Origin of the sequence: Nonomuraea mesophila, from assembly GCF_004352805.1 — a bacterium.
Taxonomy (GTDB): Bacteria; Actinomycetota; Actinomycetes; order Streptosporangiales; family Streptosporangiaceae; genus Nonomuraea; species Nonomuraea longispora.
In genome coordinates, this window is the sequence record NZ_SMLD01000037.1 from 1 (window position 1) to 12,581 (window position 12,581).

Annotated in this window: 12 protein-coding genes and 1 pseudogene; 6 read left to right on the forward strand and 7 right to left on the reverse strand. The window is 72.0% G+C overall.

Annotated features, from left to right (window positions below):
• Together E1295_RS16520 and E1295_RS16525 are read right to left on the reverse strand one after the other, a co-directional pair.
• Nucleotides 1-857: pseudogene (locus E1295_RS16520) on the reverse strand (bifunctional 3'-5' exonuclease/DNA polymerase); the annotation flags it as partial.
• 48 nt (nt 858-905) lie between these two features.
• Nucleotides 906-2,345, reverse strand: coding sequence for a metallophosphoesterase family protein (locus E1295_RS16525; protein WP_425465347.1), 1,440 nt, complete (start codon nt 2,343-2,345; stop codon nt 906-908).
• A gap of 224 nt (nt 2,346-2,569) precedes the next feature.
• On the opposite strand from E1295_RS16525, the gene E1295_RS16530 reads away from it, so the two are divergent.
• Nucleotides 2,570-2,932, forward strand: a complete 363-nt coding sequence (locus E1295_RS16530; RefSeq protein ID WP_132631168.1) for a hypothetical protein — start codon at nt 2,570-2,572, stop codon at nt 2,930-2,932.
• A gap of 130 nt (nt 2,933-3,062) precedes the next feature.
• On the opposite strand, the gene E1295_RS16535 is transcribed toward E1295_RS16530, so the two are convergent.
• A complete protein-coding gene (locus E1295_RS16535; protein WP_132631222.1) occupies nt 3,063-4,634 on the reverse strand; it encodes an FAD-binding oxidoreductase in 1,572 nt (523 codons plus the stop codon).
• A 31-nt stretch (nt 4,635-4,665) separates the two neighbouring features.
• On the opposite strand from E1295_RS16535, the gene E1295_RS16540 reads away from it, so the two are divergent.
• The 4 genes from E1295_RS16540 (at nt 4,666) to E1295_RS16555 (ending at nt 8,126) form a co-directional block, all read left to right on the forward strand.
• Entirely contained in the window at nt 4,666-5,190 is a 525-nt protein-coding gene (locus E1295_RS16540) for a TetR/AcrR family transcriptional regulator (protein ID WP_132631169.1), read from the forward strand.
• Nucleotides 5,191-5,232: 42 nt separating this feature from the next.
• A complete protein-coding gene (locus tag E1295_RS16545; protein WP_132631170.1) occupies nt 5,233-6,747 on the forward strand; it encodes a glycerol-3-phosphate dehydrogenase/oxidase in 1,515 nt (504 codons plus the stop codon).
• Nucleotides 6,748-6,845: 98 nt separating this feature from the next.
• Nucleotides 6,846-7,715, forward strand: a complete 870-nt coding sequence (locus E1295_RS16550) for a sucrase ferredoxin (protein WP_246080083.1) — start codon at nt 6,846-6,848, stop codon at nt 7,713-7,715.
• Nucleotides 7,716-7,814: 99 nt separating this feature from the next.
• Complete coding sequence (locus tag E1295_RS16555) at nt 7,815-8,126, forward strand: WhiB family transcriptional regulator (protein WP_101784355.1); 312 nt, start codon at nt 7,815-7,817, stop codon at nt 8,124-8,126.
• 485 nt (nt 8,127-8,611) lie between these two features.
• Here the strand turns inward: E1295_RS16555 and E1295_RS16560 are convergent, their stop codons facing one another.
• Both E1295_RS16560 and E1295_RS16565 read right to left on the reverse strand, forming a co-directional pair.
• Nucleotides 8,612-8,845 (reverse strand): DUF397 domain-containing protein, encoded by a 234-nt coding sequence (locus E1295_RS16560; protein ID WP_132631172.1) that lies wholly within the window; start codon nt 8,843-8,845, stop codon nt 8,612-8,614.
• Nucleotides 8,846-8,980: 135 nt separating this feature from the next.
• Complete coding sequence (locus tag E1295_RS16565; protein ID WP_181958002.1) at nt 8,981-9,805, reverse strand: helix-turn-helix domain-containing protein; 825 nt, start codon at nt 9,803-9,805, stop codon at nt 8,981-8,983.
• 186 nt (nt 9,806-9,991) lie between these two features.
• On the opposite strand from E1295_RS16565, the gene E1295_RS16570 reads away from it, so the two are divergent.
• Entirely contained in the window at nt 9,992-10,459 is a 468-nt protein-coding gene (locus tag E1295_RS16570; protein WP_132631173.1) for an ATP-binding protein, read from the forward strand.
• A 97-nt stretch (nt 10,460-10,556) separates the two neighbouring features.
• On the opposite strand, the gene E1295_RS16575 is transcribed toward E1295_RS16570, so the two are convergent.
• Both E1295_RS16575 and rsgA read right to left on the reverse strand, forming a co-directional pair.
• Nucleotides 10,557-11,189 carry a phosphoribosyltransferase gene (locus E1295_RS16575; protein WP_132631174.1) on the reverse strand — a complete coding sequence of 211 codons (633 nt, stop codon included), beginning with the start codon at nt 11,187-11,189 and terminating at the stop codon, nt 10,557-10,559.
• 212 nt (nt 11,190-11,401) lie between these two features.
• Complete coding sequence (rsgA, locus tag E1295_RS16580) at nt 11,402-12,499, reverse strand: ribosome small subunit-dependent GTPase A (protein ID WP_132631175.1); 1,098 nt, start codon at nt 12,497-12,499, stop codon at nt 11,402-11,404.
• Nucleotides 12,500-12,581 lie beyond the last annotated feature (82 nt).

A 12,581-nucleotide genomic window follows, 5' to 3' on the forward strand; every position in this document is an offset into this window, starting at 1 on the left:
CCCCCGCTGGTGGCCCACCGGCCGGAGACCACCCCGCCCACCACGTATTCGGGGCGGAAGCGGCCGGCGCGCACCCACTGGTCGGCCCACGCCCACCCGTGGGCGCTGAACAGCCTGGCCAGCTCCTTGTAAGCCAGCAGCGGCGCCACAGCGGGGTGGTCGACCCGTTTCAGCTCCCACGACCTGGTCGTCTTCAGCGTCACCCCCGCCGCCTTGAACGCCTTGACGAGCTGCTGCACCGAGTCGGGGTTGACCGGGTGGCCGAACGCCGCCGCCACCTCGGAGGCCAGCGCCTGCAGCCTGGCCGGCCGCATGCCGTGCACGGGCCGCGGCCCGAGCAGCTCGGTCAGCAGTTCGTCGTGCACGTCCGCGCGCCACGGCATGCCGTCGTGCGCCATCTCGGCCGCGATGAGCGCCCCGGCGGACTCGGCGGCGACCAGCAGCCGGAACCTTCCGGGCTCGGGCAGCGCGGCGATGCGCCCGAGCTGGTCGGCCAGCACCTCCGCGACCGCCTCCGCGCCCAGCGGCTCGGGCGAGAACAGCGTGCCGGGCGCGCTCGGCTCGTCGTCGGGGACCGCCAGCCCGTGGAGCCTGGCGTACGCGGCCCTGGCGGAGCGGGCCTCGCCGTAGCGGCCCTCGTGCGCCAGCAGCAGCCCCTCGGTAAGCGCGATGTCGTGGCAGCGCGCGACCCGCACCCCGCGCGCCACCAGGGGCGCGTAGTCCTCACGGGCGTCGGCCCAGACCCAGCGCGGGCGCTCGGACGCCTCCAGCTCGGCGACCGCCCGCGCCGGATCGGCGGGACGGCGAGCGACGCCACCGACCGGGAGCAGCGTCTCCCCCGCGACCACGACATGCACGGGTCAAGAGTGCCAAACGCCTCCGACAAAGCCGGGCCCGGGCCGGTCTCACGCCAGGCTGATGCGTACCTCGTCCTCCAGCGGCGGTTCCAGCTCCTGCCCCAGGCACCCCGTGGCGGCGAAGCAGCGCAACGTCAGCTCCTCCGGCGTGACCGTGACGTGCATCAGCTGCTTGAAGAACGGCGGGGTGTCCCAGTCGGAGAGCTCCGACAGGTAGCGGTGGAACACCCTGTCCACGGGCAGCCTGAACGGCCACGGCCAGGCCCCGAGCAGCCGCGCCGCCCACCGCATCCTGCGGGTGATCGCGACGGTTCCCTCGGGTGTCCTGACCGGCTGGTTCTTGACGTGCTCCGACATGACGCACGCGGCCTCGGCGGGGGTGAGGTAGAGCCACTTCATCCGCAGCCTGGTGGCGTAGAGCTGGCTGTAGAACGACAGCGAGTCGCCGCGCAGCGGGTAGCACCGGAAGTCGTCCTCGTGCACGCCGGCCACGTCGACGCGCTGGATGGTGTGCGTCGCGTGCATGAACGCGCCGCCGCCTCCCGACACGATGTACTGGATCACCCGGTCGCCCACCTTGACCGGATAACGCTGGTAGTTGTGCACGTCTCCGCCGATGGCCGCGACGTACCGGTGTGCGGGGTCGCGCACGATGTCGTCGATCGTGCCGCCTTCCTCAAGCGGCGACGGTTTGTACGCGTTGGCGGTGTAGATGGGCTTGCCCGTCACCAAGATCTTGGGACGGGGGTCGAGCGAGACACGCCGCAGCCACGCGGTCTGCCCTTTGTCGATGGTGTTCCTGATGCCGGTGTCGACCCCCACGATCAGCAGGCTGTCGCTCTCGATCACCCAGTACGGCCCCGGCTGCTCCGCCTGCTGGGACGGCCTGCCCCTGAGCTCCCGCGCCTCGGCCAGCCGCGCCTCGTCGATCGGCTCCGGTCTGCGCCACAGCAGCCCCCGCAGCCCGCGGTCGGGCTTCGGCTTGAGCCGGGCGTCGCAGAAGACCCGCATGAACCCGCCGAGGCCGTCGTACCAGTCGTGGTTGCCGGGGATGGCGTAGATGGGGGCGTCATAGTCCTTGTACGGGCGGAAGAACTTGTCGTCGTACTCGTTGCCCGATCCCGTCGGATAGATCACATCGCTCGCGATGACGGCGAACGACGTCTCCTTCCCGAGTTTTAACATTCCCGGAACAACGGCGTACTGGGAGGCATCTCCCTCACCGGTATCACCGAGCAGCAAGAAACTGAAATTTCCGCCGGCAGGTGCCTTGATACGAAATTCCGGATCGATCCCGCGTGCTTCCTGAGCCGCCACCCACTGCGCCCGCACCTGCCCCGACGGATCACCGAGCAACCCGGCCAGCACCTCATTACGCGAGCGCCACAACGTACGGAGATTGAGCCAGCTGAAACCCCGCCTGTCCGGTCTGAGCTGCTCGAACGTCCCCACTTGCGGACACGCCCACCCGGCGCCCGCCTCCGACACCCGCGAGGAGAGCTGCTTTGCGCGTTCGGCCGCGACTTCCACCATGACCACAGTTTTACCGTGATCTACCGATCACGCATCTTGAACGCTCCGTGCCGCCAGGGACGCGGAGGGTGCACCATGGTGTACCCTCACCACCCCAAGCAAGCGGTTGGGACCGCCGAGGGGAGGCTCCCATGACCCGTAACGGCCCTGATGACGCGACCCGCAGAGGCACATCCGAAGTGGACGCTATTGAGGGTTTACTGGCTTATGCGCAGACTCGGCCCCGTTGGGGTGGAGCGGCGTTCAAGAGCCTGGACGAAGCCATCGCGAGGAGCCGGGTTCTGGTCGGGAAGTCGCCTGAGGAGTACTCGGGGCTGCTGGCCAGGTGCCTGGCCACGGGGGCGCGGCTGATGCTTCGGCGGGGGCGCCCCATGGAGGCGCTGCCGATGGCCCAGGAGGCGGTGGCGCTCACCCGTTCGGCCGGCGGCGCCCCGCTGGTGGCCTCGCTGCACCGGCTCGCCGCCGTCCTGGAGGCCCTCCACCGCTACAGCGAGGCCGCCGCGCTGGTGGCCGAGGCCGACCGGCTCCTCCCACCCGACTGACGACCCGACGCCACCCGGCCGGCCACCCGGCCGGCCACCGGACCACCCGGCCGATCGGCCGTCCCCGGCACCCCGTGCCCCCGCCACCGCGCACACCCGCCGCCGCTGCCCGCACGCCGGCCCGGGAGGCTCAGCAGCCCCCGGCCGGGGGCACGAGCACGCCCGGGTTGAGCACGCCCGCGGGATCCAGCCGGGACTTGACCGCCTCCAGGACGCTCACGCCGACGGGACCCAGCTCGGCCGCGTACGCGTCGCGGTGGTCGCGGCCGACCCCGTGGTGGTGCGTGATGGTGCCGCCCGCCTCGACGATGGCCGTGTTCACCGCCGTCTTGGCCCGCTGCCACTGGGCGAGCGGGTCGGCGTCCTGCGGGGTGACGACGGTGAAGTACAGGGAGGCGCCGGTCTCGTACACGTGGGAGATGTGGCACATCACCAGCGGCGAGCCGAGCGCCCCGAGCAGGGCGAGCCGCACGGCGTCGTAGAGGCGCGGCAGGTTCGCCCAGAACCCGGCCGTCTCCAGCGTCTCGACGGTGGCTCCGGCCGCGAGCAGCGAGTCCCGCAGGTACGGCGCGGAGAACCGGCCGCGTTCCCACGCCACGCCGGGGTCCGCGCCGAGCGGCTCGCCGCCCAGCCGGGCCAGTACGGCGGCGCCGGCCCCCTGCCGATCCGCCACTGTGGCGCCTTCGTAACCGGCGATCAGCAGGCAGCCGGAGCCGCCCGCGCCGATGGCGTCCGGCCTGGCCGGCCCGATCATGGTCTCGGTCTCGTCGGACAGCCGCAGCACGGCCGGAAGGGGCCCCTCCTGCGCCAGCGCCCGCACGGCCGCGGAGCCGGCGGCGAACGACGGGAAGCGCCATCCCTGGTAGCGGCGCTCGGCGGGCGCGCGGCGCACCCGCAGGCGCAGCGACGTGATGACGCCGAAGGCGCCTTCCGAGCCGAGGACGAGCTGCCGCAGGTCGGGCCCGGCCGCCGACCTGGGGGCGCGGCCGAGGTCGAGGGTGCCCGCCGGGGTGGCGACGGTGAGGCCCATGACCATGTCGTCGAAGCGGCCGTACCCGGCGGAGGCCTGGCCGCTCGAGCGGGCCGCCGCGAAGCCGCCGAGCGTGGCGTACTCGAAGGACTGGGGGAAGTGCCCGAGCGTCAGCCCGCGCGCGGCGAGCAGCCGCTCGGCCTCCGAGGCCCGCACGCCCGGCTCGAACTCGGCCACCATCGACTCCGTGTCGACCGAGCGCAGCCGGTCGAGCCTGGCCAGGTCGAGCGCGACGACCCCGGCGAACCCGGCGCGGGCGGCGGCGAGCCCGCCCACGACCGAGGTGCCGCCGCCGAAGGGCACGACCGCGATCCGCTCGGCGGAGCACAGCCGCAGCAGCGCGGCCACCTCCTCGTGCGAGCCGGGCAACACCACGGCGTCGGGCGCGTCGGAGCCGTCCCCCGCACGCATCCGCAGCAGGTCGGGGGTGGACTTGCCGCGGGTGTGCCGTACGCGGGCCTCGTGCGTGGTCAGGACGTGCTCCGCGCCGGCCACGCCGGCGAGGGCCTCGACCATCGGCCCCGACAGGGCGACCGGCGGGAGCCGCACCGACTCCAGGGAGGCGGCGGGGGTGGCGGGCGCGCGTACGCCGAGCAGGTCGTGCAGCAGCGTACGGACCTGCTCGGGCAGCTCCCGGGCGCGGGCGGGGTCGCCCCAGCCCGACCATGACATGGGTTCACCAGGCATGGGTACACTGTGACACATGACGTCGATTCGTCACAATGACGGCGTTCTGGACGCCGCCCGCGACTGCGTGCTGGCCTACGGAGTGCGCAGGACGACGCTCACGGACGTGGCGCGCAGGGCGGGAGTGTCACGGATGACGCTCTACCGCCACTGGCCGGACGTGCGCACGCTGGTCGCCGACGTGATGACCAGGGAGTGGGTACGAGTGGTCGCGGAGCTTGACATGTCCGACCCGGTCCGCGCGGTCGTCGCGGGCGTGCGAGGGCTGCGCGCGCACCCGTTGTGGCGCAAGATCGTGGAGGTGGATCCCGAGTTGCTGCTCCCCTACCTGCTCGACCGGCGCGGGGCGACCCACGAGGCCGTGCTGGAGGTGCTGGAGCGGGGCTTCGGCGATCCGCGCAGGGCCAGAGCGGTGCTGCTGGTGGCCCAGTCGTTCCTGCTGTCGGCTCCCACCATGCTCGACCCCGTGACCGTGAACGACCTCGACACCGAACTCGCCGCCTTGCTGGAGGGATACCTTGACCGACGAGAGAGCAGCTGAACGTGCCACCGCCGCCCGCCCCGCGGAGAGGGTGACGGGCTGATGACCGAGCCTGCCGCCGGAAGTTCGCTGAACGCCCGCAGACGGGCCCGCGAGCTGCGCCGGGTCGCCGAGGAGCGGATGGACGTGCTGGTGGTGGGGCTCGGCGCGACCGGCGCGGGGGCCGCGCTCGACGCCGCGTCCCGGGGGCTCCGCGTGGCCGCGATCGACGCCCACGACCTGGCGTTCGGCACGTCGCGATGGAGCTCGAAGCTCATCCACGGCGGGCTGCGCTACCTCGCCAGGGGGCAGGTCGACGTGGCCCACGAGAGCGCGGCCGAGCGTGGCGTCCTGCTCCGTACGACGGCTCCGCACCTGGTCAAGGCGCACCCGTACGTGCTGCCGCTGACGCCCGCGGTCTCGCGGGGCCGGGAGCTCATGATGGCGGCCGGCTACCGGCTGGGCGACGCGCTGCGGGCCGCCGCCCGCACCCCGCGCCGCCTGCTGCCGGGCCCCACGCGGCTGACCGCGGCCCGCGCCCGCACCCTCGCGCCCGTGCTCGACGGCGACGGCCTGCGCGGCGCGCTGCTGTCGTGGGACGGGCGGCTGCTCGACGACGCCCGGCTGGTGGTGGCGATCGCCAGGACCGCCGCCGCGCACGGCGCCCGCGTGCTGACCCGCTGCCGCGCGCTGCGGCTCTCGCCCGAGGGCGCCGACGTACGCGACGAGCTGACGGGCGAGGAGTTCACCATCCGGGCCGGAGCGGTGATCAACGCGACGGGGGTGTGGGCGGGATCGCTGGATCCGCAGGTGAGGCTGCGTCCGTCGCGCGGCACCCACCTCGTCCTGTCGCCGGGGACGCTGCCCGGGCTGATCGCGGGCATGCACGTGCCCATCCCGGACGAGAGCAACCGGTTCGCCCTCGTGCTCCCCCAGCACGACGGCCGCATCCACGTCGGGCTCACGGACGAGCCGGTGGACGGACCGGTGCCGGACGTGCCCGAGGCGCCCGAGGAAGACGTCAGAACGCTCCTGGAGGTGCTGAACGGCGTTCTTGAGGCTCCGGTGACCAGAGAGGCGGTTGCGGGCGCGTACGCGGGCCTCAGGCCCCTTCTGGCGGCCGACGGGCGGACGTCCGACCTGTCCCGGAGGCACGCGGTGGTGTCCGAGGGCAACCTCGTCACGGTCGTGGGCGGCAAGCTCACGACATATCGGCGTATGGCCGAGGACGCGGTGGATCGGGCGGTCTCGGCCGCGAGGTCGCCGGGCCGGCGGAGCCGTACGAGGAAGATCCCGCTCGTGGGGGCGGGCCCGCAGCCGCCGGGGGTGCCGGTGGGGCTGGCCGAGCGGTACGGCAGCGAGGCGGAGGCCGTGCACGAGCTCGTCAAGGCGCACCCCGAGGAGGTCGGGCTCGGCATCACCCAGGGCGAGCTGCTGTGGTCGGTGCTGCACGAGGGCGCGCTCGACGAGAGCGACCTGCTGGACCGCCGGACCAGGATCGGCCTGGTCGAGCGGGACAGGGAGCGCGCGCTGGCCGCGACACGGGACGTACTGCGCGGAACACCCCACGCCCGGTAGCACCGACCCGTTAGATTAGGCTTACCTAATCTGACGGGAAGGGAGCACAGGCGTTGGCGAGGAGCTGCGAGCATCCCAGCGGGTGCCACACGGGGGAGGTGCCCACGTTGGCCAGTGCCACCGTGGGGGCCAGGCTCTGGCTGCTCATCGAATACACCGGCGCGTGGCCTTCCCGCCTGGAAAACTTCGAACTTCCTGAAGAAATCTCCGAACTCGTCCGCCGGGCGCTCGAACGCGGTATCAGGCCCCAGCTGATCCGCCGCCCGGGGAAGCGGACCCGCCAGCAGGAGCAGGGCATCCGTGTGCTATTGGGACACGCCGCAGGTGATCGTCCGTGGCTCGCGGGGGGCGTCGTCGCAGGTCCCGACGATCTTGACCTGGACGCTTTCGTGACCGGAGTGGTCCCGGAGTCCTGCATACTTGAAGACGAGCCGGTATTTCTGGTCTGCACGCACGCCAAGCGCAATGTGTGCTGCGCCCGCATTGGACTACCCCTCGCTCGGTCACTGGCCGAATCTTTGCCGGACAGAGTGTGGGAAACGTCACACGTTGGCGGCGATCGTTACGCCGCCAACCTCGTGTGCTTGCCACACGGAATTTTCTACGGCAGCATGTCTCAGGCTGCTGCACTGGCAGCGGCTAACGCGTACCGGTCGGGCGAGATCATTCTCGACCGCTACCGGGGACGCGCAGGCATCCCTGAGCCATTGCAAGCCGTGGAGCACTTCGCCCGAGCCCATACGGGAGAGCGCTCCGTCGGCGCGGTGGCCGTGGAATCCTCCAGGTCGGACGGCGACGTCACCGAAGCCATTGTGCGCTGCGGCGACGTCCGGTTCCAGGTTGTGGTTGAGCCATCGGCGTTCACAGCGCCGTGTGGCACGGCTTGCGCCGAGACGATCACCACCTACCGGCTGGTTTCGCTGGACAGGCTCACGCCTGTGCGGTACGCCACGCCTGCTCTCGCCTGACCAGGGAACATCACGGCCCGACCTTGCGTTGGAACAGTGACGCCACAAGCGTCCAATGCGGCTTAATTCCGAAATACCTCTCACGAAGGTGGTTTTCTCATGTCTCAGGTACGTCGGCAGCTCGCCCGCCCGCGCCCCAGCTGGGGTTGGCAGGATGATGCCGCGTGCCGGGGTGAGGACCTCGTGCTCTTCTTCGGCCCCGACGGGGAGCGGCAGCCCGAGCGTGACGTACGTGAGCGGAAGGCGAAGGCGATCTGCGCCCAGTGCCCCGTCCGCACCGAGTGCCTTGACTACGCGCTGTCCCGGCCCGAGAAGTACGGCACGTGGGGCGGTCTCAACGAGGACGAGCGCGCGAGCGAGCGTCGCCGTCGTATGCGCCGCGCGGCCAGCGCCGGCATCTCCGCCGCCTGACACACACCCGGCTGCGTCACCAGCATCGCGTGATCACGCAGTTGTCCCGATGAACCAGAGCCTGGCCCTCCATGTCCAGGCTCTGGCGAACCCGGTCGGAACAACTGCCTGATCAGGCACCTCACCTGGCACCATCAGCACCACCCAGCGGTCCGGCCGGGCGACGCCCGGCCGCGATCCACGGCGGCCGCCGGAAACCCGGCGTGCCCGTCACGGAGCCCGGCACCCGGCGCGTCCCCCGCGCGGGTCCGGGCTTTCGGCGTTCCCGCGCCCTCCGGGCGCGACGGCCCGTCACCCGCGCCGGCCCGGCGCGTCACGCACACCACGTCGCCCGCGCCGGCCCGGCGCGTCATGCACGCCTCATCCGTACGTCGCCCGCGTCGGTCCGGCGGGCACACGCCCGCGCCCGCACGCCCCTGCCTCGCTGACCGAAAAGAAACGCCGGGCGGACCGTAACCCGGCCCACCCGGCGACGAAACCCCGCTTCAGACGATCAGGTCGTCGAACTCTCCGTCCTTCGCTCCGAGGACGAACGCGGTGATCTCAGCCTGCGTGTAGACGAGCGCGGGCCCGTCGGGAAAACGTGAGTTGCGCATCGCTATCTCCCCCGTGGGCAGGCCGGCGACCTCGACACAGTTGCCGTTGGGGTTGCTCTGCTTGCTCTTGCGCCAGACGACGGGAAGGCGGCCGGCGGGCGTTCCGTTCCGGAACTCGTGCATGGGGGCGACTCCTCGCGATCTTACGGATGCACGTGCATCCGCGCTTGCGAGTTGACAATACGACAGCGTGCCGAGGCGCATATACCGGACGACCAAAAATCCTGGTATGCCGTGGATCACAGGCATATCAGCAGCTCAACCGGAAATGAGCCGCTCCAGGAAACGCCGGGTCGCCTTGGGCTCCTCGGCCTGGATGCTGAGCCGGTCCATGACCTCCATGTAGTGGTCGGAGTCGGCGGGTTTGTCCAGGTAGAGGGCGCTGGTCAGCTGCTCCATGTACACCACGTCGGGCAGCTCGCGCTCGGGGAAGCGCAGGATGCTGAACGGACCGCCGGCCGCCGCGTGCCCGCCGCGGTCGAACGGCATGAGCTGCACGGTGACGTTGCGCTCCGCCGTGACGTCGAGGAGGTGCGCGAGCTGCTCCCTCATCGTCTCCGGGCCGCCCAGCGTGCGGCGTACGACGGCCTCGTCGATCACCGCCCAGAACGTCAGGCCGCTGTCCAGCCGCTTCTGGCGGGCCATGCGCAGCGCCACCCGGCGGTCGAGCTCCGACCGCGCGGCCTTCTCGTGGGCCAGCTCGATCACGGCCCTGGCGTAGGCGGGCGTCTGGAGCAGCCCGGGGACGAACTGGTTCTCGTAGGTGCGGATGCTGGAGGCGGCGCCCTCCAGGCCGATGTAGACCTCGAACCACGATGGCAGCAGGTCGCCGTACTGGTGCCACCAGCCCGGGGCGTTGGCCTGCTCGGCCAGGGCGAGCAGCGGCTCGCGGTCGGCGGGGTCGGTGACGCCGTACAGGGTGAGCAGATCGGCCACGTCGCGCTTCTTGAAGCTGACCTGGCCGAGCTCCAGCCGGCTGATCTTGGCGTGAGATGCGCGAATCGAGTACCCGGCGTCCTCGCGCGAGATACCCTTCTCCGTGCGGAGCCTGCGGAGTTGGGTGCCCAGGAGGATGCGCAGCACCGTCGGGCTCCCGGGGGAATGCCTGAGCAGCCTTCCCTCCGTGCTTGGTGCGCTCACTGCATCGCTCCTAGATCATCTGCACGTGCAGATGCGATTCGCATCCGTAAACTACGAAAAGTCTTGCATCGGTAAGCACTCCCCGTAAAGATGGGCATTGGATCACCAGACCGCGCTTCGGGGGCCTGAATGACGACTTTCGACGCTCGGCCGCAAGCCGCCATCGGTTCCCGGCCTCCGCGCTGGCTCTCGTCCGTCCTGGTGGAGGGCCGTGCCGGGGAGTGCGACGCCGTCTTCCCCTTCCACCAGCGCCTCGAGCCCTCGTGCGTGTCGAGCGCGCGGCGGTTCGTCGACCAGACGCTCACCGCGTGGGGCGTGGTGGAGGTGGCGTTCGACGTCCAGCTCGTCGTCTCGGAGCTCGTGACCAACGCCATGCGGCACGGCGGCGGCGTGGCCCAGCTCCGCCTGCTCTCCCACGGCCCGGAGCTGGCCTGCGTGGTGGCCGACCACAGCCACACCGTGCCGGTGGCCGCCGCGCCCGACGTCTTCTCGGAGTTCGGGCGAGGGCTGCGGCTGGTGGACGCCCTCTGCACCGCATGGGGCTGGCTCTCCCCCGGTGACCAGCGCAAGCTCGTCTGGGCCGTGCTCGTCGGCTGAGCCCTCCTCGCGCCGCCCACCGTGACCTCGCCTCCCGTCGCCCGGCTTCCCCGAAACCATAAGCCCGGTCCACACCGCCCACCGGTTCAGGGCCTCGTCATGATCTCGCCTCTCGGAGCAGTTCGAGAACGTCGTCGTCGCTGAGCTGGTCGAAGCGTTCGTACCACTGCCCGACGGCCCTGAAGTCGGCCGGCGTCAGCAGCACCTCCACCTCGTCGGCCTCCTCCCGCAAGGACGCGACGGTCTCGCGAGCCCCGACCGGCACGGCCAGCGTCACCGTGGCGGGCTTGGCCGTGGCGACCGCCCTGAGCGCGGCCCGCGCGGTGCCGCCGGTCGCCAGGCCGTCGTCCACCACGATCACGTCGCGACCCCGCAGCGGGGGCAGCGGGCGCTCACCCCGGTAGACCCGCACCCGGCGGGCCAGCTCGCGGCGCTCCTGCGCGACCACGTCGGAGACGGACTCGGGGGTCAGGCCGAGCCGGCGCAGCAACGTCAGGTCGAACACGGGCTCACCGCCCTCGGCCATCGCGCCGACGCCCAGCTCGGGCTGCCCCGGGTAGCCGATCTTCCTGGTCACGAGCACGTCGAGCACGGCGCCGAGCCGGCGCGCGACGGGCACGGCCACCGCCACCCCGCCGCGGGGCAGCGCGAGCACCACGGGATCGCGGGCGTCCCGCAGCCGTTCGGCGAGCAGCGCGCCGGCCTCGGCCCGGTCTGCGAATAGCATCATGCTTTTCGCCTACCCGCCGGCACGGCCTCCTCGCCTCCGCACGCCCCTCCCGTCACGGCGAACGGCCACCCCGGCAGGGATCAGCGGTACCGCCAGGCACCGCCAGGCACCGCCAGGCACCGCCAGGCACCGCCAGACACCGCCAGGGACCGCCACACCAGGCGGGCCGGCGGGCGGTCGCCCGGCGGGTCAGTGGTGAGGTGCGGCCGGGGTCAGGGGCGGTTGCGGCCCGAGCGGCGCATCTCCTTGGTGATGACCTTCCACTTGTTCTGCTGCTCCTTGCGCAGCCGCGCGTCGGTCCTCGCGGCCATCCACGCCGCCTCCCGCTGCAGCTTGCGCCAGCTCTGCAGGCGCCGCTCGGGCAGTTCGCCGCTGTCCAGGGCGGCCAGCACCGCGCACCCGGGCTCCCCCGCGTGCCCGCAGTCACCGAACCTGCACTGCTCCGCGAGCGCCTCGATGTCGGAGAAGACCAGGTCGACGCCCTCGCCGATGTCGTAGAGGCCGATCCTGCGGATGCCCGGCGTGTCGATGACCAGCCCTCCGCCGGCCAGCGGGATCAGCTCCCTGTGCACGGTGGTGTGCCGGCCGCGCCCGTCGGCGGCGCGCACCTGCTGGGTCACCATGACCGGCTCCCCGGCCAGGGCGTTGACCAGGGTGGACTTGCCGGCGCCCGACGGGCCGAGGATGACGGCCGTACGGGAGCCTTCGAGGTAGTCGCCGGCCAGCCGCACGCCGTCGCCGTTCAGCGAGGAGACCGCGTGCACGTCGACGCCGGGCGCGGCCACCCGCACGTCGGCGAGCAACTGGTCGAGGCCCTGCTCGAACAGGTCGGACTTGGTGATGAGGACGACCGGGGTGCCCCCGGACTCCCAGGCCAGGGCGACGAGCCGCTCGATGCGGCCGAGGTCGGCGAAGTCGGTGGAGTGCATGGACGGCTCGGCCACGAAGACGACGTCGACGTTGGCCGCGAGCACCTGGCCCTGGCCGTCGCCTGACAGGCCGCCGACCGAGGTGCGGCTGACGCCTCCCCGGATGAACGCGGTCGTCCTCGGCAGGACCCGGTCGAGCTCGTAGCGGCCCTCGTCGAGCCAGGACAGCGCGACCCAGTCGCCGACGCACGGGAGCGCCACCGGGTCGGCGGCGGCCGCCCTGCGTACGGGAGCGGCGTATCGGGCGTGATGCTGGCCGTCGGCCGCGATCACCTCGGCGGCGCCGCGGTCGACGCGGGCGACCCGTCCGGGGACGGTGCCGGCGGGCAGCTCGGCGGCGCGCTCATCGCTCCAGCCGAGCAGGGAAAGATCGTAAGACAAGGCAGTGAACCCTTTGATGCGAGAAGGAGCCGGGCAGCTCAGACGAGGGCCCGGAGGTGGACGGACGGCATGACGAGCAGAA

Coding starts and splice junctions, on each gene's coding strand:
- E1295_RS16535 (WP_132631222.1), bottom strand. CDS start 4,634: ATGTCATGGTCGGGCTGGGGCGACCCCGCCCGCGCCCGGGAGCTGCCC.
- E1295_RS16540 (WP_132631169.1), top strand. CDS start 4,666: ATGACGTCGATTCGTCACAATGACGGCGTTCTGGACGCCGCCCGCGAC.
- E1295_RS16545 (WP_132631170.1), top strand. CDS start 5,233: ATGACCGAGCCTGCCGCCGGAAGTTCGCTGAACGCCCGCAGACGGGCC.
- E1295_RS16555 (WP_101784355.1), top strand. CDS start 7,815: ATGTCTCAGGTACGTCGGCAGCTCGCCCGCCCGCGCCCCAGCTGGGGT.
- E1295_RS16560 (WP_132631172.1), bottom strand. CDS start 8,845: ATGCACGAGTTCCGGAACGGAACGCCCGCCGGCCGCCTTCCCGTCGTC.
- E1295_RS16570 (WP_132631173.1), top strand. CDS start 9,992: ATGACGACTTTCGACGCTCGGCCGCAAGCCGCCATCGGTTCCCGGCCT.
- E1295_RS16575 (WP_132631174.1), bottom strand. CDS start 11,189: ATGATGCTATTCGCAGACCGGGCCGAGGCCGGCGCGCTGCTCGCCGAA.